Origin of the sequence: Malikia spinosa, from assembly GCF_002980625.1 — a bacterium.
In the GTDB taxonomy this organism is placed as follows: domain Bacteria; phylum Pseudomonadota; class Gammaproteobacteria; order Burkholderiales; family Burkholderiaceae_C; genus Malikia; species Malikia spinosa.
On the sequence record NZ_PVLR01000012.1, the window covers coordinates 43,896 to 68,627 of the forward strand.

Annotated in this window: 22 protein-coding genes and 1 riboswitch; of the genes, 12 read left to right on the top strand and 10 right to left on the bottom strand. The window is 66.7% G+C overall.

Features of this window, described 5'->3' with window-relative positions:
* Nucleotides 1-9 precede the first annotated feature (9 nt).
* The 3 genes from ilvD to metX all read right to left on the bottom strand — a co-directional run bounded on the left by ilvD (nt 10) and on the right by metX (nt 3,743).
* Nucleotides 10-1,869 (bottom strand): dihydroxy-acid dehydratase, encoded by a 1,860-nt coding sequence (gene ilvD, locus C6P61_RS04585; protein WP_105728751.1) that lies wholly within the window; start codon nt 1,867-1,869, stop codon nt 10-12.
* 99 nt (nt 1,870-1,968) lie between these two features.
* A complete protein-coding gene (gene metW, locus C6P61_RS04590; protein WP_105728752.1) occupies nt 1,969-2,553 on the bottom strand; it encodes a methionine biosynthesis protein MetW in 585 nt (194 codons plus the stop codon).
* Nucleotides 2,550-3,743, bottom strand: a complete 1,194-nt coding sequence (gene metX, locus C6P61_RS04595; protein ID WP_105728905.1) for a homoserine O-succinyltransferase MetX — start codon at nt 3,741-3,743, stop codon at nt 2,550-2,552. Before metX ends, metW begins: the two co-directional genes overlap by 4 nt.
* 80 nt (nt 3,744-3,823) lie before the next feature.
* Nucleotides 3,824-3,896: riboswitch (SAM riboswitch) on the bottom strand.
* 43 nt (nt 3,897-3,939) lie between these two features.
* Between metX and C6P61_RS04600 the strand changes: the two genes are divergently transcribed.
* Entirely contained in the window at nt 3,940-4,761 is an 822-nt protein-coding gene (locus C6P61_RS04600; protein WP_105728753.1) for a formate/nitrite transporter family protein, read from the top strand.
* Nucleotides 4,762-5,033: 272 nt separating this feature from the next.
* A complete protein-coding gene (locus tag C6P61_RS04605) occupies nt 5,034-5,477 on the top strand; it encodes an RNA recognition motif domain-containing protein (protein WP_105728754.1) in 444 nt (147 codons plus the stop codon).
* Nucleotides 5,478-5,579: 102 nt separating this feature from the next.
* On the opposite strand, the gene lptC is transcribed toward C6P61_RS04605, so the two are convergent.
* The 3 genes from lptC to C6P61_RS04620 are packed head-to-tail and all read right to left on the bottom strand — an operon-like array spanning nt 5,580 to nt 7,782.
* On the bottom strand, nt 5,580-6,197 hold the full coding sequence (gene lptC / locus C6P61_RS04610; protein WP_105728755.1) for an LPS export ABC transporter periplasmic protein LptC: 618 nt from the start codon (nt 6,195-6,197) through the stop codon (nt 5,580-5,582).
* Complete coding sequence (locus C6P61_RS04615) at nt 6,194-6,766, bottom strand: KdsC family phosphatase (protein ID WP_105728756.1); 573 nt, start codon at nt 6,764-6,766, stop codon at nt 6,194-6,196. Before C6P61_RS04615 ends, lptC begins: the two co-directional genes overlap by 4 nt.
* A 26-nt stretch (nt 6,767-6,792) precedes the next feature.
* On the bottom strand, nt 6,793-7,782 hold the full coding sequence (locus C6P61_RS04620; RefSeq protein ID WP_105728757.1) for a KpsF/GutQ family sugar-phosphate isomerase: 990 nt from the start codon (nt 7,780-7,782) through the stop codon (nt 6,793-6,795).
* A 68-nt stretch (nt 7,783-7,850) separates the two neighbouring features.
* Between C6P61_RS04620 and C6P61_RS04625 the strand changes: the two genes are divergently transcribed.
* From C6P61_RS04625 to C6P61_RS04635, 3 genes are all read left to right on the top strand, one after another.
* Nucleotides 7,851-9,839, top strand: a complete 1,989-nt coding sequence (locus tag C6P61_RS04625) for a monovalent cation:proton antiporter family protein (RefSeq protein WP_105728758.1) — start codon at nt 7,851-7,853, stop codon at nt 9,837-9,839.
* Between the two features lie 23 nt (nt 9,840-9,862).
* Nucleotides 9,863-11,353 carry a M20 family metallopeptidase gene (locus tag C6P61_RS04630; RefSeq protein ID WP_105728759.1) on the top strand — a complete coding sequence of 497 codons (1,491 nt, stop codon included), beginning with the start codon at nt 9,863-9,865 and terminating at the stop codon, nt 11,351-11,353.
* Nucleotides 11,354-11,520: 167 nt separating this feature from the next.
* Nucleotides 11,521-13,485 carry a methyl-accepting chemotaxis protein gene (locus tag C6P61_RS04635; protein ID WP_170067321.1) on the top strand — a complete coding sequence of 655 codons (1,965 nt, stop codon included), beginning with the start codon at nt 11,521-11,523 and terminating at the stop codon, nt 13,483-13,485.
* A 35-nt stretch (nt 13,486-13,520) separates the two neighbouring features.
* Here the strand turns inward: C6P61_RS04635 and C6P61_RS04640 are convergent, their stop codons facing one another.
* Entirely contained in the window at nt 13,521-14,705 is a 1,185-nt protein-coding gene (locus C6P61_RS04640; protein ID WP_105728761.1) for an MFS transporter, read from the bottom strand.
* Between the two features lie 200 nt (nt 14,706-14,905).
* On the opposite strand from C6P61_RS04640, the gene gshA reads away from it, so the two are divergent.
* The 3 genes from gshA to gshB all read left to right on the top strand — a co-directional run bounded on the left by gshA (nt 14,906) and on the right by gshB (nt 19,218).
* Entirely contained in the window at nt 14,906-16,201 is a 1,296-nt protein-coding gene (gene gshA, locus C6P61_RS04645; protein ID WP_105728762.1) for a glutamate--cysteine ligase, read from the top strand.
* Nucleotides 16,202-16,341: 140 nt separating this feature from the next.
* Entirely contained in the window at nt 16,342-18,210 is a 1,869-nt protein-coding gene (locus tag C6P61_RS04650) for a potassium transporter Kup (protein ID WP_105728763.1), read from the top strand.
* Between the two features lie 51 nt (nt 18,211-18,261).
* The gene (gshB, locus tag C6P61_RS04655; protein ID WP_105728764.1) at nt 18,262-19,218 is read left to right on the top strand and encodes a glutathione synthase; all 957 of its coding nucleotides are present in this window, start codon (nt 18,262-18,264) and stop codon (nt 19,216-19,218) included.
* A 50-nt stretch (nt 19,219-19,268) separates the two neighbouring features.
* Here gshB and C6P61_RS04660 read toward each other — a convergent pair whose 3' ends face one another.
* Complete coding sequence (locus tag C6P61_RS04660; RefSeq protein ID WP_105728765.1) at nt 19,269-20,030, bottom strand: class II glutamine amidotransferase; 762 nt, start codon at nt 20,028-20,030, stop codon at nt 19,269-19,271.
* Nucleotides 20,031-20,139: 109 nt separating this feature from the next.
* Between C6P61_RS04660 and pyrF the strand changes: the two genes are divergently transcribed.
* From pyrF to C6P61_RS04680, 4 genes are all read left to right on the top strand, one after another.
* On the top strand, nt 20,140-20,976 hold the full coding sequence (pyrF, locus tag C6P61_RS04665) for an orotidine-5'-phosphate decarboxylase (protein WP_211296921.1): 837 nt from the start codon (nt 20,140-20,142) through the stop codon (nt 20,974-20,976).
* Nucleotides 20,977-21,136: 160 nt separating this feature from the next.
* On the top strand, nt 21,137-22,366 hold the full coding sequence (gene argJ, locus C6P61_RS04670) for a bifunctional glutamate N-acetyltransferase/amino-acid acetyltransferase ArgJ (protein WP_105728766.1): 1,230 nt from the start codon (nt 21,137-21,139) through the stop codon (nt 22,364-22,366).
* Nucleotides 22,367-22,376: 10 nt separating this feature from the next.
* Nucleotides 22,377-23,276, top strand: coding sequence for an ATP-binding protein (locus C6P61_RS04675; protein WP_105728767.1), 900 nt, complete (start codon nt 22,377-22,379; stop codon nt 23,274-23,276).
* Nucleotides 23,273-23,740, top strand: a complete 468-nt coding sequence (locus C6P61_RS04680) for an NUDIX domain-containing protein (RefSeq protein WP_105728768.1) — start codon at nt 23,273-23,275, stop codon at nt 23,738-23,740. The genes C6P61_RS04675 and C6P61_RS04680 overlap by 4 nt, the downstream gene beginning before the upstream one ends.
* Here C6P61_RS04680 and C6P61_RS04685 read toward each other — a convergent pair whose 3' ends face one another.
* Nucleotides 23,741-23,959, bottom strand: a complete 219-nt coding sequence (locus C6P61_RS04685) for a DNA gyrase inhibitor YacG (protein ID WP_105728769.1) — start codon at nt 23,957-23,959, stop codon at nt 23,741-23,743.
* Nucleotides 23,960-23,970: 11 nt separating this feature from the next.
* On the bottom strand, nt 23,971-24,726 hold the full coding sequence (gene zapD / locus C6P61_RS04690; protein WP_105728770.1) for a cell division protein ZapD: 756 nt from the start codon (nt 24,724-24,726) through the stop codon (nt 23,971-23,973).
* Between the last annotated feature and the right edge of the window lie 6 nt (nt 24,727-24,732).

Consider the following 24,732-nt stretch of genomic DNA (forward strand, 5'->3'; position numbering starts at 1 on the left):
CAGCCGTGATCAGTCGCCGAGCAGCGACAGGTCGCGCACCGCGCCCTTGTCGGCCGAGGTGGCGAGCATGGCGTAGGCCTTGAGCGCGGCCGACACCTTGCGCGGACGCGGCTTGACCGGCTTCCAGCCCAGCGCATCCTGCTCAGCGCGGCGCTGGGACAGTTCCTCGTCCGAGAGCAGCACGTCGATGCTGCGGTTCGGGATGTCGATGCGGATGCGGTCGCCGTTGCGCACCAGGCCGATCGCGCCGCCGGCTGCCGCCTCGGGCGAGCAGTGGCCGATCGACAGGCCGGAAGTACCGCCCGAGAAGCGGCCGTCGGTCAGCAGCGCGCAGGCCTTGCCCAGGCCCTTGGACTTGATGTACGAAGTGGGGTAGAGCATTTCCTGCATGCCCGGGCCGCCCTTGGGGCCTTCGTAGCGCACGATCACGATATCGCCGGCCTTGACGTTGTCGGCCAGAATCTCGGCCACGGCCTCGTCCTGCGACTCCGTCACGAAGGCCGAGCCTTCGAACACCAGGATCGACTCGTCGACGCCAGCGGTCTTGACCACGCAGCCGTCGAGCGCGATGTTGCCGTGCAGCACGGCCAGGCCGCCTTCCTGCGAGAAGGCATGCTCGGCCGAGCGGATGCAACCCTCGGCGCGGTCCAGGTCCAGGCTGGGCCAGCGGGTGGCCTGGCTGAAGGCAACCTGGGTCGGAATGCCGGCCGGGCCGGCCATATAGAAGGTCTTGACCGCGTCGGACGGCTGGCGCGCGATGTCCCACTGGTCCAGCGCATCCTTCATCGTCCTGGCGTGGATGGTCGGCACGTCGGTGTGCAGCTTGCCGGCGCGGTCGAGTTCGCCCAGGATGGCCATGATGCCGCCGGCGCGGTGCACGTCCTCGATGTGGTACTTGTTGGTGTTGGGCGCGACCTTGCACAGCTGCGGCACGATGCGCGACAGGCGGTCGATGTCCTTCATCGTGAAGTCGATCTCGGCTTCCTGGGCAATCGCCAGCAGGTGCAGGATAGTGTTGGTCGAGCCACCCATCGCGATGTCGAGCGTGATCGCGTTCTCGAACGCCTTCAGGCCGATCGCGCGCGGCAGCACGCTCATGTCGTCCTGCTCGTAATGGCGGCGGCACAGCTCGACGATGGTACGGCCGGCCTGCTTGAACAAGGCTTCGCGGTCGGCGTGGGTGGCCACCACGGTGCCGTTGCCCGGCAGCGACAAGCCCAGCGCCTCGGTCAGGCAGTTCATCGAGTTGGCGGTGAACATGCCCGAGCAGCTGCCGCAGGTCGGGCAGGCCGAGCGTTCGACCTCGGCCAGGTCGGCGTCGCTGACCTTGTCGTCCACGGCCATCACCATCGCGTCCACCAGATCGAGCTTCTTGAACTCGATCGCGTGCGTGGTCGGGTTGGCCAGGCGCACCTTGCCGGCTTCCATCGGGCCGCCCGAGACGAACACGACCGGGATGTTCAGCCGCATCGCGGCCATCAGCATGCCGGGGGTGATCTTGTCGCAGTTCGAGATGCAGACCAGCGCGTCGGCGCAATGCGCATTGACCATGTACTCAACCGAGTCGGCGATGATGTCGCGGCTCGGCAGCGAATACAGCATGCCGTCGTGGCCCATCGCGATGCCGTCATCGACCGCGATGGTGTTGAATTCCTTGGCGACGCCGCCGGCGGCCTCGATCTCGCGCGCGACCAGCTGGCCCAGGTCCTTCAGGTGCACATGGCCCGGCACGAACTGGGTGAAGCTGTTGGCGATCGCGATGATCGGTTTCTGGAAGTCTTCGTCCTTCATGCCGGTGGCGCGCCAGAGCGAGCGCGCACCTGCCATGTTGCGGCCGGCGGTGGAGGTCTTGGAACGGTAGACGGGCATGCTGAGGTCCTGGTTGCTTTTTGTTCGGTTTTCGATTGTCGCCGAGCTGCGGTCGCCACAGGGCAAGACCGCGGCGACAGCCGGGTTTCTGTCTGGCGTTCAGCCCCGGCGCAGCTTGAACACCGCGGTGCTGGCGCGCAGATTGGGCTGCCAGCGCAGCTCGCGCCCGTCTTGCAGCCCGAAACTGTCCTCGACGGCCAGCCCGTTGCGGCGCGCCAGCAGTTCGAAATCGGCGTAGGTGCCGACCCGGATATTGGGCGTGTCATACCACTGGTAGGGCAGGCGGCGCGTGACCGGCATGCGGCCGAGCAGCACGCTGAGGCGATTCGGCCAATGCGCAAAGTTCGGGAAGGCGACGATGCCGTGCTTGCCCACGCGCACGGTCTCGCGCAGCATGGTCTCGGCATTGCGCAGATGCTGCAGCGTGTCGATCTGCAGCACGACGTCGAAGCTGTCGTCGCCGAACATGCTCAGGCCCTCGTCGAGGTTGAACTGCAGCACATTGACGCCGCGCTGCAGGCAGGCCTGCACCTTGGCATCATCGATCTCGACGCCGTAGCCGCTGCAGCCACGCCGGCTCTGCAGATAGGCCATCAGTGCGCCATCGCCGCAGCCCAGGTCGAGCACGCGTGCACCTTGCGGCACCATGCGGGCGATGCCTTCCATGATCGATAGATCGCTCATGCTGCCTCTCCCTTCAGGTCGGTGGCGATGGTTCGCTCGAAGTAGGTCCGCACGGCCGCCAGGTAGCGCGGGTCGTCGAGCAGGAAGGCGTCGTGACCATGCGGCGCGTCGATCTCGGCATAGCTGACATCGAGCCGGTTCTCGAGCAGGGCCTTGACCAGCTCGCGGCTGCGCGCGGGCGAAAAGCGCCAGTCGGTCGTGAAGCTGACCAGCAGGAACTTGGCACTGGCCCGGGCCAGCGCCTGGCTCAGGCTGCCGCCGTAGCGGCGCGCCGGGTCGAAGTAGTCGAGCGCGCGCGTGATCAGCAAGTAGGTGTTGGCGTCGAAATATTCGCTGAACTTGTCGCCCTGGTAGCGCAGGTAGCTCTCGATCTGGAACTCGATCGCCTGGGTGCTGTACTGGTAGGCCAGGCGTTCGATCGCCTGTGCCTCATCCGTGCGCGCGGCATCGACCAGCGGCTTGAGCGCGCGGCCGAACTTCTCGTTCATGACATCGTCGCTCAGGTAGGTGATGTGGCCGATCATGCGCGCGATGCGCAGGCCGCGGCGCGGGATGGTGCCGGCGCGCAGGTAATGGCCGTCGTTGAAATCGGGGTCAGTGATGATGGCGCGCCGTGCCACCTCGTTGAAGGCGATGTTCTCGGCGTTGAGGTTGGGCGCGCTCGCGATCACGACCGCATGGCGCACCCGGTCCGGGTATTGCAGCGTCCAGCTCAGCGTCTGCATGCCACCCAGGCTGCCGCCCATGACGGCGGCAAGCTGCCTGATACCCAGCGCGTCGATCAGTCGCGCCTGGGCATCGACCCAGTCCTCGACCGTCACCACGGGGAAGTCCGCGCCCCAGGGCTGGCTGGTGGCCGGGTTGAGATGGGTCGGGCCGGTCGAGCCGAAGCAGGAGCCCAGGTTGTTGACGCCGATGACGAAGAAGCGGTCGGTGTCGACTGCCTTGCCGGGCCCGATCATGTTGTCCCACCAGCCTTCGCTGCGGGGGATGGCCTGGCCGTTGGCATCGGCCTTGAGCCCCGCCACATGGTGCGAGGCGTTGAGCGCGTGGCAGATCAGCACCGCGTTGGAGCGGTCGGCGTTGAGCTGGCCGTAGGTTTCATAGACCAGCTCGTAGCTGGGCAGCACCGCGCCGCTCTGCAGCGTGAGCGGCTGGTCGAATCGCATCGTTTGTGGCGTGACGATCACTGGCTTCACCCCAGGGACTCCTGCGTCCCGAAACAAAAAACCCGGCGCCGCAAACCGTCGGATAAGCAGAGACGGGTGCGAAACCGGGGTCCCCTCTTTAGCGGCATTTTTAACGCGCCCGCAATCTGGAAACAAATCGGCGCTGCGCCATAGTATAAATTGATCGCCCGCCGGGCTGGCGTGGGGGAGGGCTTGCATGTCCGAGATTTTTGGTTTTGACGCCTATGCGCCGCGCGAGATCGCCCAGCGGGTCGAGACGGTGGGCGTGGCCAAGGCCAGGCTGGCGTTGCTGCCGCTGGCCTTGCTTGGCATGCTCGCGGGCGCCTTCATCGGCCTGGGCGCGCTCGGTTTTGTCATCGTCAAGTCCGATGCCACCCTCGGTTATGCCGCCGGCCAGTGGCTGGGCGGACTGGTGTTTTCGCTCGGCCTGCTGCTGGTCGTGGTGGCAGGCGCCGAGCTGTTCACCGGCAACAACCTGCTCGCGATGGCCTGGGCCGACGGCAAGATCAGCTCGCGCGAGCTGTTGCGCAACTGGGTCGTGGTCTGCCTGGCCAACCTGGTCGGTGCCGCCGGCCTGGCGCTGCTGGTGTTCCTGAGCGGTCACGCCGAGCTCAATGGCGGAGCGATCTGCCAGACGGTGTTTAAGATCGCGCTGGCCAAGCAGGGCCTGCCCTGGCAGGAGGCGTTCTTTCGCGGCGTGCTGTGCAACCTGCTGGTCTGCATGGCGGTCTGGATGGCCATGGCCGGGCGCAGCGTGATTGACAAGGCGGTCGCGATCGTGTTTCCGGTCAGCGCCTTCGTTGCCGCCGGCTTCGAGCACAGCATCGCCAACATGTATCTGATGCCGCTGGCCTGGCTGTTGCAGCAGTCCGGCGCGGTGCCGTCGGTGCCCGTCATCAGCGGGGCGGGCATGCTCGGCAACTGGCTGCCGGTGATCGCCGGCAATCTGCTCGGCGGCAGCGTGCTGGTCGCATTGACCTATCACGTGATCTACCGTCGCGGCTCAGCGGCACCATGAATCCGCCGGATTTGTTGCGTTGTCGCAACGAAAAAACCGCCTGCCGCTGGCGAAACGGCCGCAACTTGCGCCAGATCGGCTTTCCTGCTCCGGGATGACAAAAAAACCCCCCGTTTTTCCGAGTCACAGCGCATAATGGGCTACGTCTGTAAATGCAGGCGTAATTGGTGATAGGTCAGTTTCGTGCGCCACAGCGGCCAAGACATGCGGTTTCGTCGTGCTACCGGGGCTCCATCGCTACTTGTTTCGTGTTTTTTTTCGGGAGTCCCTTGATGGGCAACAAACTGTACGTCGGCAACCTGCCTTACACGGTGCGCGACAACGATCTGCAACAGGCTTTCGGCGAATTTGGTCTGGTGACCAGCGCCAAGGTCATGATGGAGCGTGACACTGGCCGTTCCAAGGGCTTCGGCTTTGTGGAAATGGGCAGCGACGCGGAAGCTCAAGCTGCTGTTGAAGGCATGAACGGTCAGTCGCTCGGCGGCCGTAGCCTGGTGGTCAACGAAGCCCGTCCGATGGAACCCCGTCCGCCCCGTACCGGCGGCTTCGGTGGTGGCCGTAGCGAAGGTGGCTTCGGTGGCGGTCGCAGCGAAGGCGGCTTCGGCGGCGGTCGTCGCGAAGGTGGCTTCGGCGGCGGCGCTGGTGGCGAAGGCGGCTTCCGTAGCCCCTACGGCAACCCCGGCCGTCGCGACGGCGGCAACCGCGGCGGTTACTGATCGCCTGGGCGCAGCGATGCGCCCCTGAATTCTGGTGCACTTCGGTGCGCCGACAAGCAAACCCCGGCTCCGCAAAGCTCCGGGGTTTGTTTGTTTGCGGCTTCAGCGTGCCGACAGCTGGGCCCGTACCCGTCCCTGCAGTTCGGCCACACGGGTGCTGTTGTCGTAGCGCAGGCTTTGTGCCGTGGCGCGGTTGCCGTTGCGTGTCAGTTCGACCGGCAGGTCGGACGCAATGCGCTGACCGCCGGCATAGACCCTGAGCTGTTCGCCAGCGAAGTGCATCGAGCTCGCTGGTCCGGCCTTGTTGGCGCTGCCATGGCGCTCGACCGTGACGGCGCCCTCGAGCAGGTATTGGCTTTGCTGTCCGTCTGTGCTCAGCAACCGGGCCTCGGCGCGGGTGTAGCCGCTGCTGTTGATCGCGAGCAGGCGGGCCTGGTCAATCTCGATCACATCGTTGTCCGGGTAGTGGCGGACCTGGCTGCCGGACAGCTCGCTCAGCAGTGCGCCATCGGCGCCGTGGCTGCGCACCGAGAAGCCGCGCATGAAGTAGTCCGGCTCGTGGGTGACCGGACGCGGCAAGGCTGGCGCCTGCGGCTCGGGCGTGCTGCGCAAGATCCAGTAGCTGCCGAGCGCGAGCAGTCCCATGGTCAGCACCGGCAGGTAGACCGCCGCCCGGTCCCAGCCCTGGTGCAGCCTTGCCAGTGGCAGGGCCAGTTTCATGCCGCGGCTTCCTCGAGCAGGCTGGCGTAGCGCCCGCTTGCGACCAGGATCAGGTCGCACAGTTCGCGCACCGCGCCCATGCCGCCACCCGCGCGGGTCACATGGTGGGCCAGCGCCAGCAATTCGGCCTGGGCCGCCGGCGGTGCGACCGCCAGCGCGCAGCGCCGCAGCATTGGCAGGTCGGGCCAGTCGTCGCCCATGGCGGCGGCCTGGCTCCAGTCCAGGCCGAGTTCAGCCAGGATGCTTTCGGCGGCCGGGCGCTTGTCCTCGGTGCCGAAGCGGCAATGCGTCACCCCGAGCGCGGCCAGCCGCTGGCGCAGCGGTGCCGAATCGCGCCCGCTCACCACTGCCGGTGTCACGCCGATGCGTTGCAGCAGCTTGATGCCATGTCCGTCCAGCGTGTGGAAACGCTTGATCGTCTCGCCCGCCTCGCTGAAATAGAGACCGCCGTCGGTCAGCACGCCGTCGACGTCGAAGAAGACCACCTTGATCGCTTGCGCCCGCAGCAGCAACTCGGGCGGGAATTGCAGGACCGGTTTCAGGGGAGGCAGGGGGGCTGGCTGGTTCATGGCTGGATTGTCGGGTGAAGATCGGTTCAGATGACCTTGGCGCGCATCAGGTCGTGGCTGTTGAGCGCGCCGCAGAGCCGGCCCTGCGCGTCGATCACGAGCAGGCTGTTGATGCGGTGGTTTTCCATCAGCTCGGCGGCCTCGACTGCCAAGGCGTCGGGACGGATGCTGCGTGGCGCGCGGTGCATGACCTGACCCGCGTTGACCGCGCGCAGATCGGTGCCGCCTTCGATCAGGCGGCGCAGGTCGCCATCGGTGAAGATGCCGACCGGCAGGCCGGCCGCGTCGACCACGGCGGTCGCACCCAGGCCCTTGGCGCTGATCTCGCGCATCATCTCGCTCAAGGACGCCTGCAGTCCGACGCGCGGCGCCTGTTCGGCCGGCCGCATCACGTCGCTGACCAGGGTCAGCAGCTTGCGCCCGAGCGCGCCGCCCGGGTGCGAGCGCGCGAAGTCGTCGGGGCGAAAGCCGCGCGCGCTCAGCAGCGCGACCGCGAAGGCGTCGCCCATCGCGAGCTGGGCCGTGGTGCTGGCGGTCGGTGCCAGGTTGTGCGGGCAGGCTTCCTTTTCGACGCCGGTGTCGAGCACCAGGTCGGCGTGCCGGCCCAGGCTGGAGCCGGACTTGCCGGTCATGGCCAGCAGCGGCACGCCCATGCGCTTGATCAGCGGCAGGATGGCGGTCAGTTCCTCGCTTTCGCCGCTGTTGCTGATCGCCAGCACCAGATCCTCGCGCGTGATCATGCCGAGGTCGCCGTGGCTGGCTTCGGCCGGGTGCACGAACATCGCCGGGGTGCCGGTCGAGGCCAGCGTGGCGGCGATCTTGCGTCCGACATGGCCGCTCTTGCCCATGCCGGTCACGACCAGACGGCCACGGCAGTCGAGCGCGAGTTGCACCGCCTGCACAAAGCTCGAGTCAAGTCGGGCGGCCATGGCGCTGATGGCCTGGGCTTCGATCGCCAGGGTGTCGCGGGCCAGTGCCAGCGTGCTGGCGGAGTCGATGGGGGAGCTTGCAGTCATGGGGGAATTATCGGACAAGGGCTGTCGCCCGGGCGAGTCCCGGCCTTGCGGCCCGATAAGATCGGAGCATGAATTCGCTCGATATCGCATTGCTCTACCTGGTCGCCGCCGTGGCGGGCGTGGTGCTGTGCCGCCTGGCCAAGTTGCCGCCCATGCTGGGCTATCTCACGGTGGGGGTGCTGATCGGCCCCAATGCGCTGGCGCTGGCGCAGAACTCGGCCGGCGTGCGCTATCTGGCCGAGTTCGGCGTCGTGTTCCTGATGTTCGTGATCGGGCTCGAGTTCAGCCTGCCCAAGCTGCGCACCATGCGCCGGCATGTGTTCGGGCTCGGGCTGCTGCAGGTGGCGCTGACGATTGTCCTGACCGTACTGGGCTCGCTGCTGCTCGACTGGCTGCTGCCGCGCTGGTGGAAGCTCGAGTGGTACCACGCGCTGGCGCTCGGCGGCGTGATGTCGATGAGTTCGACCGCCATCGTCGTCAAGCTGGTGGCCGATCGGCTCGAACTCGAATCCGAGCATGGCAAGCGCGTGGTCGGCATCCTGCTGTTCCAGGATCTGGCCGTGGTGCCGCTGCTGGTGCTGATCCCGGCGCTGGGTTCGCCGCCTGAACAGTTGCTGACCGGACTCGGGCTGGCGCTGCTCAAGGCGGTGCTGCTGCTCGGCCTGCTGCTGACCGGCGGTCAGAAAGTGATGCGCTGGTGGCTGACGCTGGTGGTGCGGCGCAAGAGCGAGGAGCTCTTCATGCTCAACATCCTGCTGCTCACGCTCGGCCTGGCCTGGCTGACCGAGCATGCCGGGCTGTCGCTGGCGCTCGGAGCTTTCGTCGCCGGCATGCTGATTTCGGAGACCGAGTTCAAGCACCGGGTCGAGACCGATATCCGGCCGTTCCATGACGTGCTGCTGGGCCTGTTCTTCATCACGATCGGCATGCTGCTCGACTGGCATATCGTCTGGGATCGCTGGCCGCTGGTGCTGCTGCTGCTGGGGGCTTCGCTGCTGTTCAAGCTGGTCCTGATCGCCGGTCTGGCGCGCGCTTTCGGTGCCGCCTCCGGCGTCTCGCTGCGCGTCGGCCTTTATCTGGCGCAGGCGGGCGAGTTCGGCTTCGTGCTGCTGCAGCTCGCGGCGCAGCACCGCCTGATCCCGCCCGAGCTGTTCAACCCGGTGCTGGCGGCGATGGTGATCTCGATGCTGCTGGCGCCGTTCCTCATCATGTTCAGCAACCCGATCGTGAGCCGGCTGATCGGCAGCGACTGGCTGATGCAGTCGGTCCAGATGACGCAGATCGCCAGCCGTGCGATGGCGGCCGACAAGCATGTGATCATCTGCGGCTATGGCCGCTGCGGCCAGAACCTCGCGCGCATGCTCGAGCGCGAGCGCATTCCCTACATGGCGCTTGATCTGGACCCGGATCGGGTGCGCCAAGCCGCTGCGGCCGGTCATTCGGTGGTCTATGGCGATGCCGCGCGGGTGCAGGCGCTCAAGGCAGCCGGGCTCAAGCGCGCCAGCGCGGTGGTGGTGACCTATCTCGACACGGCCAGCGCGCTCAAGGTGCTGGCGCTGGCGCACGAACATGCGCCGACGGTGCCTATCATGGTGCGCACCGTGGACGAGCAGGACATTGAAAAGCTGCGCCAGGCCGGGGCGACCGAGGTGGTGCCGGAGGCGATCGAGGCCAGCCTGATGTTGGCGGGTCACGCGCTGGCCCTGGTCGGCGTGCCGATGCGGCGCGTGATCCGGGTGTTGCAGGAGCAGCGCGAGCAGCGCTATTCGCTGCTGCGTGGCTATTTCCATGGTGCCGATGACAGCACGGCCGACGAGCAGCAGCAGGAGCGACTCGTCACGGTGACGCTGCCCACGGCGGGCAAGACCCTGGGCCGCACGCTGGGCGAGATGCTGCTGCAGTTGCTCGAGGTCCGGGTGGTCAGCATGCGCCGCGCCAGCGGCAAGAATGTGCCGGTGCAGGACGATCTGTTGCTGCAAGGCGGCGACACCCTGGTGCTGTCGGGCAAGCCCGAGGCGCTGGCACTGGCCGAAAGCAAGCTGGTCAGCGGCAGATGATTCACGCATGGGAGAATGAAACGATGAACGCCAGAATTCCCGCACTCGATTCCCAGGCTGTCGGCACGCTCGTCGACGAGCGTTGGCGTGCCAGCATCGTCCCTGAGCTGCAGCGCTATATCGCGGTGCCGGCCAAGTCGCCGGCCTTCGATCCGGCCTGGGCCGATCACGGCTACCTCGATGCCGTGCTGCGCCAGGCGGCCGACTGGGTGCTGGCGCAGCGCATTCCCGGGCTGACGCTCGAGATCCTGCGCTTGCAGACCGCGGATGGTCAGCCGCGCACGCCGGTGCTGTTTTTCGAGATCCCGGCCAGCGGCAGTGCCACTGGCGCGCCCGCACCCGCCAGCGGCGAGACGGTGCTGATGTACGGGCACCTCGACAAGCAGCCCGAGTTCAGCGGCTGGCGCAGCGACCTCGGTCCCTGGACGCCGAAGATCATCGACGACAAGCTCTATGGCCGCGGTGGCTCCGACGACGGTTATGCGGTCTATGCCAGCATTACCGCGGTCCAGGCCCTCAAGGCCCAGGGCGCGGCGCACCCGCGCATCGTCGGCCTGATCGAGACCTGCGAGGAGAGCGGTTCGCACGACCTGCTGCCCTATGTCGACGCGCTCAAGCCCCGGCTGGGCCAGGTCGGCCTGGTGATCTGCCTCGACAGCGGTGCCGGCAACTACGACCAGCTCTGGCTCACGACCAGTCTGCGCGGCGTGGCCAGCGGCCTGCTCAAGGTCGAGGTGCTGACCGAGGGCATCCATTCGGGCGATGCCTCCGGCCTGGTGCCGTCGAGCTTTCGCATCATGCGTCAGCTGTTCGACCGGCTCGAGGACAGCGCCAGCGGCGAACTGCTGCCGCGCGCCTTCCACGGCGAGATTCCGCCGCTGCGCCTGGAGCAGGCGCGTGCGACCGCGGCCATCCTGGGCGACGAGGTCTACCGGCGCTTCCCCTGGGCGCATCACGACTGCGGCGGCTCGACCCTGTTCACGCTGCCGACCACGACCGATCCGGTCGAGGCCCTGCTGCGCCGCACCTGGCGCCCGACCCTGAGCGTGACCGGCGCCGACGGCTTTCCGAGCCTGGCCAGCGCCGGCAATGTGCTGCGGCCCTACAGCGCCTTCAAGCTCAGCCTGCGCCTGCCGCCGACGGTCGATGCGGCCCAGGCCGTGCAGCAGCTCAAGACCCTGCTCGAGGACAATGCGCCCTATCAGGCCAAGGTGACCTTCGAGCCCGAGGGGGCCGCCACCGGCTGGGATGCGCCTGCGACCACGCCCTGGTTCGAGCAGGCGCTGCAGGCCGCCAGCCAGGCGCATTACGGTGCGCCCTGCGCGACCATTGGCCAGGGCGGCACGATTCCGCTCATGAACCTGCTGAGCCAGGGCTTCCCACAGGCGCAGATGATGGTTTGCGGCGTGCTGGGCCCCAAGAGCAATGCGCATGGCCCCAACGAGTTCCTGCACCTGCCCTATGCGCAGCGCCTGACCGCGGCAGTGGCCGAGGTGATCGCGCGCATGCCCTGAGCTGGGCACGCCTGGCCGGGGGCAGCGCAGCCCCCGGCTCCACGTGACCCGGTTGCGCAGAGCACAAGGCACGGATCCTGCTTGACTGCAACTGATCGATGCCGGTCCGGCTTCACGCCATCACGGCCGGATTGATCTTTGCAAGGAAAGTCAGTATGCGGAACCCCATGAAGCCAAAGCTCACCCTGCGCCTGCGACAACAGTTGCTGGTCATATTGGTTGTCCTGATCGGCTTTTCTCTCACCGTGGCCGTCCTGGTCGGTCAGGCCGAAATCGCGCAAAGACAGCTGTCATTGCGCTATGCCAGCGAGCTGGCGAATCACGAGAGCCGGCAGGTCTCGGGCGCGCTGGACCAGGCCCTGGACGCCGCGCGCACGCTGGCGCAAGCGATGGCCGGGATGAAAGCCCAGGGTCGTATCGACCGCATGAGCGCCGACGCCATGCTCAAGGGCGTGCTGGCGGGCAATTCGGGCTTTCTGGGCGTCTGGTCCGGCTGGGAGCCCGATGCCCTGGATGGCCAGGATGCCAACTACATCAACCAGCCCGGCCATGATGGCAGCGGCCGCTACATCCCTTACTGGAACCGTGGCTCGGGTCAAGTCGTGCTCGAGCCGCTGCTCGATTACGACAAGCCCGGCGCTGGTGACTACTACCTTATCCCCAGGCAGACTGGCCGCGAGACGCTGATCGAGCCCTATCCCTATGTCGTCGCCGGCCAGGAGTTGCAGATCACCAGCGTGGCGGTGCCGGTCATGCTCGACGGCCAGTTCCTCGGTGTCGTCGGGGTGGACATCGCCTTGTCCAGCCTGCAGGACAACATCGGCAAGATCCGGATCTTCGACAATGGCTACGCCAGCCTGCTGTCGAACCAGGCCGTCTATGTCGGCGATCGTGATCCGGCCCGGATCGGCAAGGGCCTCGGTTCCGAGTCCGAGTTCGCTGCCGTGCGGGCCGCGATCCTGGCCGGTCAGCGGCATGAGTTGACCACCCAGGATGAACGCCTCGGCGAGGTCATCCGTCTCTATGTTCCGGTCAGGGTCGGGATGACCCAGATGCCCTGGTCGTTCGTGGTGACCATCCCCACCAGCGAAATCCTGGCCGAGGTCCACCGCTTGCGCTCCTGGGCCTTGTCCCTGGGGCTGCTCAGCATCGTGGGGGTTTCGCTGGTGCTTGGCCTGTCGCTCGATCGCATGGTGCTGCGGCCCATCGGTGGCGAGCCTGCCGACGCAGCGGCCGTCGCTCAGCGCATTGCCGCCGGTGACCTGAGCCAGCCGGCAGCAGGGCGGAACCAGGGCGTCGACAGCCTGATGACGCAGCTGCAGACGATGCAGGCCAGCCTGGCCAAGGTGGTGGCCAGGGTGCGCGAGGGGGCGCATGCCGTGGCCTCGGCCAGCGCCGAGATATCGACCGGCAACCGCGACCTGTCGGGCCGCACCGAAAACCAGGCGCTGGCCTTGCAGCAGACCGCCGCCTCGATGGATGAACTCGGCGCTGCCGTCAAGCACAATGCACAGAATGCCCAGCAGGCGACTCAGCTGGCGCAGGCTGCCTCGCAGGTGGCCTTGACGGGTGGCGAGGTGGTGGGCCGCGTCGTCGCCACCATGCGTTCGATCAACGACAGCTCGAGCCGGATCGCTGACATCATCGGCGTCATTGATGGCATTGCCTTCCAGACCAATATCCTGGCGCTGAACGCGGCCGTCGAGGCCGCGCGGGCCGGCGAGCAGGGCCGCGGCTTCGCGGTGGTGGCGTCCGAGGTGCGCAGCCTGGCGAGCCGGTCAGCGGCCGCAGCCAAGGAGATCAAGGGCCTGATCGGCATCAGCGTCGAACGGGTCGAGCAGGGTTCGCAGCTGGTGGACCAGGCCGGCAGCACCATGTCCGAAGTCGTCAACGCGATCCAGCGCGTCACCCACATCATGGCCGAGATCAGCGTCGCGAGTGCCCAGCAAAGCGCAGGAGTCACGCAGGTCGGCCAGGCGGTCACGCAGATGGACCAGGCGACGCAGGAGAATGCGGCCATGGTCGAGCAGATGGCTACCGCCGCCGCCAGTCTCAGCGCGCAGGCCGACGACCTGGTCAATCTGGTGTCGGTGTTCCGGCTCGAGCCCAGTCCGACCCGCCACCAGGGCTGATCGCGACTTGCGGGGTGCTTGCGGTCGCTCCGGCGTCAGGCCTTGGCCTGGCTGCCGGCGGTGGTGCGTCGCTTGGCCGCCAGCCAGAGCAAGGCCAGGCCGGTCAGGCCGACCGGCAGCAGCGAGCCCCAGTTCAGCAGCGTCCAGCCCTGGGTCGTGACCAGCGCGCCCGAGGCAAACGAGGTCAGCGCCATGGTCGCGAAGACGCAGAAGTTGATCGCTGCCTGCGCCTTGTCCTTTTCCTCCGGACGGTAGGCCTGCATCGCCAGCGTGGTGCTGCCGGTGAACAGGAAGTTCCAGCCCACGCCGAGCAGGAACAGCGCGAGCAGGAACTGCTGCAGGTCCTGGCCCGAGAGCGCGATCGCGATGCACAGCGCGTTGAGCAGCACCCCCGCGCCCATCATCGGCAGCACGCCGAAGCGCTTGATCAGGTGGCCGGTGAAGAAGCCCGGTGCGAACATGCCGATCACATGCCACTCGAGCACCAGCGCCGCGTCCGAGAACGGCATGCCGCAGACCTGCATTGCCAGCGGTGTGGCGGCCATCAGCAGGTTCATCACCCCATAGCCCAGTGCTGAGCAGGCTGCCGCCACGATGAAGACCGGCTGGCGCATGATCTCGCCCAGGGGCCGGCCGCTGCTGGCGCCGGGCGCGCGCGGTGCCTGGGCCGGAAAGCGGATCAGCGCGATCACCCCCATCGCCAGCAGCGCCACCAGTGCCAGGGCCAGGTAGGCCGCGAGGAATGGCGTGCCGAGCGAGTCGCGCGTCTGCTGCGCCAGATTGGGGCCGGCGATGGCGCCGATCAGTCCGCCGGCCAGTACCAGCGAGACCGCCTTTTCCCGGAAGGCCGGCGCGGCCAGTTCGCCGGCGGCAAAGCGGTACAGCTGGCCGTTGGCGCTGTAGTAGCCCGCCACCAGCGTGGAGGCGACCAGCAGCCAGAAGCTGTGCCAATGCAGTGCGGCGGCGCAGGCCAGCGCCGACAGCAGCGCCACCCCCAGGCCGAGCTGGAACGAGGTCTTGCGGCCCCAGCGCGCCTGGCTGCGCGCGACCAGTCCGGTCGAGAGCGCGCCGCCGACCACATAGCCCATGACGGGCAGGGTGGCCATCCAGCCCAACGGCGCCAGGCTCAGGCCGACCAGGCCGTTGACTGCGATGAAGACCACGTTATTGGTCAGGAACAGGCCTTGCGCGGCGGCCAGCAGCCAGAGATTTGGGTTCATGGAGGGACTCGGCTCGAATGGAGAGAAGGGGGCGGGGCAGTCACGAGTATATGGGGGGTAGGGTATTTTTCGAGCTCGACCGGCCTACGGCCCTGAGCCTTCGCTCTTGCAATAGCCTATGCCGTCCCCAGTCTCTAGAATGACGCACCAGAACGATGCCTATCCAGGCGCCACCCAGAACATCACACGAGGGCCTTACCATGGTTCCCCATCTCGTCACCGCACTTACCGGCCCGATCAACGAACTCGAACAGCGCATCCTCGAATCCACTCCGGTGATCGAGCGCTGGTTCCGCCTGGAGTGGATGGAGCACACGCCGCCCTTCTACAGCTCGGTCGACATCCGCAATGCCGGCTTCAAGCTCGCGCCGGTCGACACCAACCTCTATCCCGGCGGCTGGAACAACCTGACGCCCGAGATGCTGCCGCTGGCGGTGCAGGCCGCGATGGCCGCGATCGAGAAGATCTGCCCCGAGGCCAAGAACCTGCTGCTGGTGCCCGAGAACCACACCCGCAACATGTTCTACCTGATGAACGTGGCGCAGCTGCAGAAGATCTTCTACCAGGCCGGCCTCAATGTGCGGCTGGGTTCGATGAACCCCGAGATCAAGGAAGCCACCACCTTTGACCTGCCCAACGGCGAGCAGGTCACGCTCGAGCCGCTGATCCGCCAGAACCGGCGCATCGGCCTGAAGGATTTCGATCCCTGCACCATCCTGCTCAACAACGACCTGAGCGCGGGCGTGCCCGGCATCCTGGAAGACCTGCACGAGCAGTTCCTGCTGCCGCCGCTGCACGCGGGCTGGCATGTGCGCAAGAAGAGCCAGCATTTCAAGGCCTACGAGGAGGTGGCCAAGCGCTTCGGCAAGCTGCTCGGCATGGACCCCTGGCTGATCAATCCGCTGTTCAACAGCTGCGGTGAGGTCAACTTTGCCGAAGGCACCGGCATGGAATGCCTGCAGACCAATGTCGATGCGCTGCTGGGCAAGATCCGGCGCAAGTACAAGGAATACGGCATCAACGAGAAGCCCTTCGTCGTGGTCAAGGCCGACAACGGCACCTACGGCATGGGCATCATGACGGTGCGCGATGCCAAGGAGCTCGAAGGCCTGAACCGCCGCACCAAGAACAAGATGAACGTGATCAAGGACGGCCAGGTCGTCAACGACGTGATCATCCAGGAAGGCGTGCTGACCAACGAGCGCGTCAACGACGCGGTGGCCGAACCGGTGGTCTACATGCTCGACCGCTATGTGGTCGGCGGCTTCTACCGTGTGCATGCCGACCGTGGCGTCGACGAGAACCTCAACGCGCCGGGTGCCAGCTTCGTGCCGCTGGCGTTCGAGAAAGGCGCGCAGCAGCCGCAGCCGGGCTACAAGCCGGGCGCGAGCGTGCCGAACCGCTTCTACATGTATGGCGTGATCGGGCGTCTGGCCATGCTGGCGGCGAGCTACGAGCTCGAGGCGACCGATCCCAACGCCGAGATCTACGACTGAAGCCGCTGACCTTGCCGGCCGTGGCGGTGTCCCAACAAGCCACGGGCCGGCGGGATTGTCGGTAAGGTCTGGTAACGTTTCGAGCGCACAATAGCAGCACCTGAAACCACCCGGGCGGTTCCTGCCGTCCGCATTCCCGAGTGTCTGCTTCCAAATCTTCACTAGGTGCTCTCACCCTGAGCGCGATCGGCGTCGTCTACGGCGATATCGGTACCAGCGTGCTGTATGCGGTCAAGGAAGTGTTCCACACTGGCCATGTCGAGTTCACGCCCGACAACATCTACGGCGTGCTGTCGATCTTCGTCTGGACGCTGACCATCATCGTCTCGCTCAAGTACGTGACGCTGGTGTTGCGTGCGGACAACCATGGTGAAGGTGGCCTGGTCGCGATGCTGGCGCTGGCGTCGGAGTCGATCAAGCACAAGCCCGAGCTGCGGCGCTGGATGCTGCTGATCGGCATCTTCGGCACCTGCCTGTTCTACGGTGACGGCGTGATCACGCCCGCGATCTCGGTGCTGTCGGCGGTCGAGGGCCTCGAGGTGATCTCGCCCACCTTCAAGAAGGCGGTGATCCCGCTGACGCTGGTGATCCTGTTCGGCCTGTTCGCGGTACAGAAGCATGGCACGGCCGGCATCGGCAAGCTGTTCGGCCCGATCACGCTGCTGTGGTTCATCGGCATCGCGGCGCTGGCGCTGCCGCATATCGTCGATCACCCCGAGATCCTGGGCGCTTTAAGCCCGCATCACGCGCTGCGCTTCATCTGGAACTACCCCGGCACCACCTTCATCATCCTGGGCGCGGTGGTGCTGTGCGTGACGGGGGGCGAGGCGCTCTATGCCGACATGGGTCATTTCGGCAAGAAGCCGATCCGGCTCGCCTGGTTCAGCGTCGTCATGCCCTGCCTGATCCTGAACTACTTCGGCCAGGGCGCGCTGCTGCTGGCCGACCCGAGCGCGGTCAAGAACCCCTTCTTCAACCTGGCGCCGGACTGGCTGCTGCTGCCGACCGTGATCATGGCGACCCTGGCTACCGTGATTGCCTCGCAGGCGCTGATCTCGGGCGCCTTCAGCGTGACCAAGCAGGTGATCCAGATGGGCTACCTGCCGCGGCTGCAGATCCAGCACACCAGCATCAAGGACACCGGCCAGATCTACATTCCCTTCGTCAACTGGGGGCTGTTCGTCGCCATCGTGCTGGCGGTGGTGTTGTTCAAGTCCTCGAGCAACTTGGCCGCCGCCTATGGCATCGCGGTCACGCTCGACATGCTGATCACGACCGTGCTGACCTTCTTCGTGATCCGCTACGGCTGGGGCTACAACTGGCTGCTGTGCGTGGGTGCGACCGGCTTCTTCTTCGTGATCGACCTGGCCTTCTTCAGCTCGAACCTGCTCAAGCTCGCCGACGGAGGCTGGTTCCCGCTGCTGATCGGTGCCGCGATCTTCCTGTTGATGATCACCTGGCATGAAGGGCGGCGCCTGCTCAACGAGTCGCTCAAGAGCGATGCGCTGCCGCTGTCCGGCTTTCTCGATGCGGTCTTCATCAGTCCGCCGGTGCGCGTGCAGGGCACGGCCGTGTTCCTGACCGCCCAGCCGGGTGTCGTGCCGAATGCGCTGCTGCACAACCTCAAGCACAACAAGGTGCTGCACGAGCACAACCTGTTCGTGACCGTCTGCAACCACCCGGTGCCCTGGATCGGGATGGACAAGCGGCTCGAGATCGAGCCGTTGGGTCACGACTGCTGGCAGGTGAATGTCAGCTACGGCTTCAAGAACGACCCCGATCTGCCCAAGGCGCTCGAGCAGCTCAAGGGCCGTGGTGTCGCGCTCGACCCGATGACGACCAGTTATTTCCTGTCGCGCGATATCGTGATCCCGACCACCGGCGGCGGCATGGCGCAATGGCGCGAAAAGCTGTTCTCCTCCATGCACCACAACGCCAGCGCGGCGGCGCAGTTCCTCAACCTGCCCAACAACGCGGTGGTCGAGCTGGGCTCCAAGATCGAAATCTAATCACCTTGGGGACAGACCGTCGCCTGGGCGCCGGTCTGTCCCGCCAATCCCATGAATATTCTCTTCATTGCCGACCCGCTCGAATCGTTCCAGACCTACAAGGACAGCACCTTCGCGATGATGCGCGAGGCGCAGCGGCGTGGCCACCAGCTGATGGCCTGCCAGCCCAAGGACCTGATGTGGCAGCGCGGCGGCCGCGTGACGGCCTATGTGCGCGACATCACGCTGACCGGTGCGGCCGATGACTGGTTTGTCGCGGCGCAACAGACGCCCGATGAACGGCCCCAGGTGCTGGCCGAGGTCGATGCCGTGCTGATGCGCAAGGACCCGCCGTTTGACAGCGAGTATTTCTACGCCACCCACCTGCTGGGCCAGGCCCAGCGCGAAGGCGCGCGCGTCTTCAACGACCCGGCGGCCTTGCGCAACCACCCGGAAAAGCTCTCGATCATGGAGTTTCCGGAACTGATCGCGCCGACCCTGGTCACGCGCGACGCCGCCGACGTGCGCCGCTTCCACGAAGAGCATGGCGACATCATCCTGAAGCCGCTCGACGGTATGGGCGGCATGGGCATCTTCCGCGTCGGCCCCGATGGGCTGAACCTGGGCAGCATCACCGAGACCTTGAACCGCCACGGCGCCCAGAGCCTGATGGTGCAGAAGTTCCTGCCGTCGATCGCCCAGGGCGACAAGCGGGTGCTGCTGATCGGCGGCCAGCCGGTGCCCTACAGCCTGGCGCGCATCCCGCAGGGCAGCGAGATCCGCGGCAACCTGGCCGCTGGCGGCAAGGGCGTGGCGCAGCCGCTGTCGCAGCGCGACCGCGAGATCGCCGAGGCGCTCGGCCCCATCCTGCTGGCGCGTGGCCTGCTGCTGGTGGGGCTGGACATCATCGGCGAGCACCTGACCGAGATCAACGTCACGAGCCCGACCTGCTTCCAGGAGATCTTCGACCAGACCGGCTGCGATGTCGCGGCGCTCTACCTCGACGCGCTCGAGGCGGCGCTGGCCTGATCAGCTTTCGGCCAGTCGGCGGCGGTCGTTCCTGATCGCCCCTGACCGCCTTACTGCGGCAGGCCGTCGACGAAGACCTTGAGCTCGTTGGGCTCGAAGGCGATCCAGTCCTCGTTCTTGGTCAGCGGCTGGGTCACGATCACGGCCGCCCGTTCGCCGGGCTGGTTGAGCTGGGCGAAATCCACCGTCCAGTCCTGGTCCATCAGCGTGGCCTGGTGGAAGGGATGCTGGCGCACCAGGTAGTACAGCTTGGTGCTGCAATGCGCCCAAAGCGCCTCGCCGTTGGAGAGCAGGAAGTTGAAGGTGCCGAACTGCCTGATCTGCGGCACCAGTTCGCGCAGTGTCAGCGTGAGCTCTTCCACGCTCGGCACGCCGGCATGCGACTTGGAGAGTTCCTGCATGATCCAGCAGAAGGCGCGCTCGCTGTCGGTGCTGCCGACTGGCTGGAAATGGCTGTGCAGGCGCGGCTGGTAGTCCTTCAGGTCACCGTTGTGCGCGAACACCCAGTGCCGACCCCAGAGCTCGCGCGTGAACGGGTGTGCGTTTTCCAGGCTGACCTGGCCCACCGTGGCCTTGCGCACATGGGCGATGATGTTGGTGCTCTTGAGCGGATAGTGGCGCAGGAAGTCCGCCATCGGCGAGGCCGCCGCGCTGTGGTGATCGACGAACAGGCGCAGGCCCTTGCCCTCGAAGAACGCGATGCCCCAGCCGTCAGCATGCTGGTCGGTGGCGCCGCCGCGCTGGCAAAAGCCGGTGAAGCTGAAGGTGGCGTCGGTCGGGGTGGCGCAGTTGAGTCCGAGCAGTTGGCACATGGGGTCGGCAGGGTGGGGCAGATCCTGCAGTTTAGCGCCTGCGCTCGGCGGCCAGTTGCTGCGCTGCGGTGGCTTCCAGCCCGGGGTGGGCCTCTCTACAATCGGGCGCATGAACTTCATCGACATGCTGAGCGCGGCCGAGCGCCAGAACCAGTCCATGCTCTGCGTGGGTCTGGACCCCGAACCGGCCAAATTTCCCCACCACTGGCGCAATGATCCTTCCAAGATCTACGACTTCTGCGCGGCCATCGTTGACGCGACCGCCGACCTCGTGATCGCGTTCAAGCCGCAGATCGCCTACTTCGCCGCGCACCGCGCCGAGGACCAGCTCGAGCGCCTGATGGCGCATATGCGGGTGCGTGCGCCGCAGGTGCCGATCATCCTCGACGCCAAGCGCGGCGACATCGGCAGCACCGCCGAGCAGTACGCCAAGGAAGCCTTCGAGCGCTACGGCGCCGACGCCGTCACGCTGTCGCCCTTCATGGGCTTCGACACCGTCCAACCTTACCTGCGCTATCCCGGCAAGGGCGTGTTCTTGCTCTGCCGTACCTCGAACCCGGGCGGCGACGACTTCCAGTTCCAGCGCCTGGCCGATGTCGAGGGCCAGCCGCGCCTGTTCGAGCACCTGGCCAGCCTGGCGCAAGGGCCCTGGAACCTCAACGGCCAGCTCGGCCTGGTGGTCGGCGCGACCTATCCGGAAGAGATCCGCCGCGTGCGCGAGCTCGCCCCGACCTTGCCGCTGTTGATCCCGGGCGTCGGTGCCCAGGGTGGCGACGCCAAGTCCACGGTGCAGGCCGGCTGGCGTGGCCAGGCCGGCGCGACGACGGGCGCCGTGATCGTCAACTCCTCGCGCGCGGTGCTGTACGCCAGCGCCGGCCCGGATTTTGCCCAGGCTGCGCGCGCCGAGGCACTGCGCACGCGCGATCTGCTCAACGCCGGGCGCTGACGCCGGCCGTCTGGCGGTGGTCCCGGGCTCCGGCGCTTTGCTCCGGCTGCCCCGGCATCGGGCCGCCGTCATTCCCAGACCCTAGAATCAAGGGTCGAGTCCACGCGTGCCGCTGTCCGGCCCGTGGGCCCCCGTTCATTCACCTTATTCGGAGTCAAGCATGGCTGTCAACTGGACTGCACCCGAGGCCGCTAGCCTCCTGCCCATCCCGGGCGTCAAGATCGGTATCGCCGAAGCCGGCGTGCGCAAGGCCAATCGCAAGGACCTGACCGTTTTCCTGCTCGATGCTGGCTCGGCAGTCGCCGGCGTCTTCACGCAGAACCGCTTTTGTGCCGCCCCGGTGCAGGTCTGCCGCGAGCACTTGGGTGCCAATCACGGCATCCGCGCGCTGGTGATCAACACCGGCAACGCCAATGCCGGCACCGGCGCACCGGGTCTGGTCGATGCGCGCGCGACCTGCATCGCGCTGGCACGTCAGCTCAGCGTCTCGCCCGAGCAGATCCTGCCGTTCTCGACCGGCGTGATCATGGAGCCGCTGCCGGTTGACCGCATCGTCGCCGGCCTGCCGGCCGCGCTGGCCGATGCCAGCGCCGGCCACTGGCTCAAGGCTGCCGAGGGCATCATGACCACCGACACCGTGGCCAAGGCCGCCAGCCGCCAGGTCCAGGTCGGCGGCCAGACCGTCAGCATGACCGGCATCTCCAAGGGCGCCGGCATGATCCGCCCGAACATGGCGACCATGCTGGGCTTCCTTGCCACCGATGCGGCCGTGGCCCCGGAGCTGCTGCCGGCTCTGGCCAGGCAGCTGGCCGACGCCTCGTTCAACCGCGTGACGGTCGATGGCGACACCTCGACCAATGACAGCTTCATCGTGATCGCCACCGGCCAGGCCGGCAATGCGCCGGTGACCGACCTGGCCAGCGCCGACGGCCAGGCCCTGGTCGCGGCCATGACCGAAGTCGCGCGCACGCTGGCGCATGCGATCGTGCGCGACGGCGAAGGCGCGACCAAGTTCATCGCGGTGCGGGTCGAGGGTGGCAAGACCACCGAGGAATGCCTGAAGGTCGCCTACGCGATCGCGCATTCGCCGCTGGTCAAGACCGCCTTCTTCGCCAGCGACCCGAACCTGGGCCGCATCCTGGCCGCAGTGGGCTATGCCGGCATCAATGACCTCGACCAGGGCCTGATCGAGCTGCACCTCGACGATGTCCATGTGGTCAGCCAGGGCGGTCGCCGCCCCGAGTACCGCGAGGAGGACGGCGCGCGCGTGATGGCGCAAACCGAGATCACGATCCGCGTCGGCCTGGGCCGCGGCGAAGTGGCCGACACGGTCTGGACCTGCGACTTCAGCCACGACTACGTGACGATCAACGCCGACTACCGCAGCTGAGTCCCGCACCATGAACGAAGCCTTCGAGCGCCTGCTGCAGCGGGCCGAATCCCTGATCGAGCGCATCGAGGCGGTGCTGCCGCAGCCCCTGAGCGCACCGGACTGGCAGGCCTCGGTAGCTTTTCGCTACCGCAAGCGTGGTGGCCATGGCCGGCTCGAGCCGGTGCGCCACATGGCGCCGATCGCGCTGGCCGATCTGCAGGAAATCGAGCTGCAAAAGGACAAGATCGAGCGCAACACCGAGCATTTCGTGCGCGGCCTGCCGGCCAACAACGTGTTGCTGACCGGTGCGCGCGGCACCGGAAAAAGTTCGCTGATCAAGGCCTGCCTGAACGCCTATGCGCCGCGCGGACTGCGCCTGATCGAGATCGACAAGGATGACCTGGTCGACCTGCCCGACATCGTCGAGCTGGTGGCGCAGCGGCCCGAGAAGTTCATCGTGTTCGCTGACGATCTGAGCTTCGAGAGCGGCGAGCCCGGCTACAAGGCGCTCAAGTCGATCCTGGACGGCAGCGTCTCAAGCACTGGCGACAACCTGCTGATCTACGCGACCAGCAACCGGCGCCATCTGCTGCCCGAGACCATGAAGGACAACCTGGGCGCGCGCCACAGCGAGGACGGCGAGCTGCATCCGGGCGAGGCGGTCGAGGAGAAGGTCTCGCTGTCCGAGCGCTTCGGGCTCTGGATCAGCTTCTACCCCTTCAGCCAGGACGAGTACCTGAGCGTGGTCTGGCAATGGCTGGCCTGCTACGGCGTGCCCGAATCCGAGTTCGAGCTCGCGCGCCCGCAGGCCCTGGTCTGGGCGCTTGAGCGCGGCTCGCGCAGCGGCCGGGTCGCCTACCAGTTCGCACGCCACTACGCCGGCAACCGCGACGCCAATCCTATGGCTGACGCCGAGGCCGACGCATGAGCGAGCTGCTGGTCGCCGATGGCGAGCGCCCGCGCGAGGGTGGGGTCGATCGTCCCATCACCGAGGTCGCGGTTGGCGTGCTGATCGACGATGCCCAGGGCTGTTTCCTGCTGACGACCCGGCCGCCCGGCAAGGTCTACGCGGGCTACTGGGAATTCCCGGGTGGCAAGTTGGAGGCCGGCGAGACCGTGGCGCAGGCCTTGCGGCGCGAGCTGCAGGAGGAGATCGGTGTCACCATCGGCCAGGCCCATCCCTGGCACCAGAAGCTGGTCGACTACCCGCATGCGCTGGTCCGGCTCCATTTCTGCAAGGTCTACGACTGGAGCGGCGAGCTGCAGATGCACGAGGGTCAGGAATTCGCTTGGCAGACCCTGCCGGTGACGGTCGAGCCGGTGCTGCCCGGCACCGTGCCGGTGCTTGAATGGCTGGCGCAGGAGGCCGGCCAAGCCGCTGGCCAGCCCTGATCAGGAGCGCCAGCTGTCCTCGGACGGCGCGGGCTCAAGCGGCGGCGCGGTCGGGACGCGGAACTCCTCGCTGGCCCAGGCGCCCAGGTCCAGGTTCTTGCAGCGCTCGCAGCAGAACGGCCGGTAGCGGTTGTCGGGCGCGTAGCGGCTCGGTCCGCCGCAGGCCGGGCATTTGACGATCCGGGCTTCGAAGGTCGTGGCTTCCTTGGCTGGTTTCATCGGTTTTCCCTTCAGGCGCAGAGCGTCACTTCGAGCGGCATGTTGGCCAGCGCCGGTTGCAGCCGGCCGTCATCGCTGCGCTGCATCAGCCGCACCGAGAACAGCAGCCGGTTGCCGCTGATCTCGGGCACCAGGCCCAGCGCGGGGTCGAGCCGCAGCCGCAGCAACTGAAAACTGCGTCCCGCTGGCAGATGTTGCTGAAACTGCCCGTCCGTGGCCACGACCTTGTGCGGCATGCCGCTGTCGCGCAGCATCTTCATCAGCAGGTCCAGGGCACTACTCAGGCTTTTGAATTCGGCAGTCCATTGCGCCAGATCGCGCTGGCGTGCGGCGACCGGCCGGTGCAGCCACTCATGGTAGATTGGCAGGTCGAACTCGCAGGTTCCACCCGGAATCGCCATGCGGTTGCGCACCGACATCAGCCACTCGTGTCCGTTCAGGCTGTAGCCGACCCGGCCGGCGTCGCTGTTGAGCGCGGCGAAGCAGGCATCGAACTGGGCAATGAAGCCGTCGAGTGCCTGTTCCGAGATCGACGGGCTGTCGCGATAGCCATTGAGTACCTGCTTGTGGCGCTCGATGTCCTTCATGACTTCGGACTTGAGGTCGGAGCGCGAACTGACATCCATCAGCTCGAACAGGGTCTGGATCGCGTAATGGTGATCGACCGCTTGCGTGCGTGACACCAGCTCACCGAGCCGGCGCAGCAGATGTTCCAGCCGCAAATAGGTGCGAATGCGTTCGTTGAAAGGGTACTCGTAGAGGATCACAGGGCA

Bases quoted from the DNA above. Each gene is read 5' to 3' on its own strand.
- pyrF (WP_211296921.1), top strand. From the start codon at position 20,140: ATGAACTTCATCGACATGCTGAGCGCGGCCGAGCGCCAGAACCAGTCC.
- C6P61_RS04600 (WP_105728753.1), top strand. From the start codon at position 3,940: ATGTCCGAGATTTTTGGTTTTGACGCCTATGCGCCGCGCGAGATCGCC.
- C6P61_RS04640 (WP_105728761.1), bottom strand. From the start codon at position 14,705: ATGAACCCAAATCTCTGGCTGCTGGCCGCCGCGCAAGGCCTGTTCCTG.
- C6P61_RS04625 (WP_105728758.1), top strand. From the start codon at position 7,851: ATGAATTCGCTCGATATCGCATTGCTCTACCTGGTCGCCGCCGTGGCG.
- C6P61_RS04630 (WP_105728759.1), top strand. From the start codon at position 9,863: ATGAACGCCAGAATTCCCGCACTCGATTCCCAGGCTGTCGGCACGCTC.
- ilvD (WP_105728751.1), bottom strand. From the start codon at position 1,869: ATGCCCGTCTACCGTTCCAAGACCTCCACCGCCGGCCGCAACATGGCA.
- C6P61_RS04620 (WP_105728757.1), bottom strand. From the start codon at position 7,782: ATGACTGCAAGCTCCCCCATCGACTCCGCCAGCACGCTGGCACTGGCC.
- argJ (WP_105728766.1), top strand. From the start codon at position 21,137: ATGGCTGTCAACTGGACTGCACCCGAGGCCGCTAGCCTCCTGCCCATC.
- C6P61_RS04660 (WP_105728765.1), bottom strand. From the start codon at position 20,030: ATGTGCCAACTGCTCGGACTCAACTGCGCCACCCCGACCGACGCCACC.
- C6P61_RS04605 (WP_105728754.1), top strand. From the start codon at position 5,034: ATGGGCAACAAACTGTACGTCGGCAACCTGCCTTACACGGTGCGCGAC.
- metW (WP_105728752.1), bottom strand. From the start codon at position 2,553: ATGAGCGATCTATCGATCATGGAAGGCATCGCCCGCATGGTGCCGCAA.
- C6P61_RS04635 (WP_170067321.1), top strand. From the start codon at position 11,521: ATGAAGCCAAAGCTCACCCTGCGCCTGCGACAACAGTTGCTGGTCATA.
- gshB (WP_105728764.1), top strand. From the start codon at position 18,262: ATGAATATTCTCTTCATTGCCGACCCGCTCGAATCGTTCCAGACCTAC.
- C6P61_RS04680 (WP_105728768.1), top strand. From the start codon at position 23,273: ATGAGCGAGCTGCTGGTCGCCGATGGCGAGCGCCCGCGCGAGGGTGGG.
- C6P61_RS04685 (WP_105728769.1), bottom strand. From the start codon at position 23,959: ATGAAACCAGCCAAGGAAGCCACGACCTTCGAAGCCCGGATCGTCAAA.
- lptC (WP_105728755.1), bottom strand. From the start codon at position 6,197: ATGAAACTGGCCCTGCCACTGGCAAGGCTGCACCAGGGCTGGGACCGG.
- C6P61_RS04675 (WP_105728767.1), top strand. From the start codon at position 22,377: ATGAACGAAGCCTTCGAGCGCCTGCTGCAGCGGGCCGAATCCCTGATC.
- gshA (WP_105728762.1), top strand. From the start codon at position 14,906: ATGGTTCCCCATCTCGTCACCGCACTTACCGGCCCGATCAACGAACTC.
- C6P61_RS04615 (WP_105728756.1), bottom strand. From the start codon at position 6,766: ATGAACCAGCCAGCCCCCCTGCCTCCCCTGAAACCGGTCCTGCAATTC.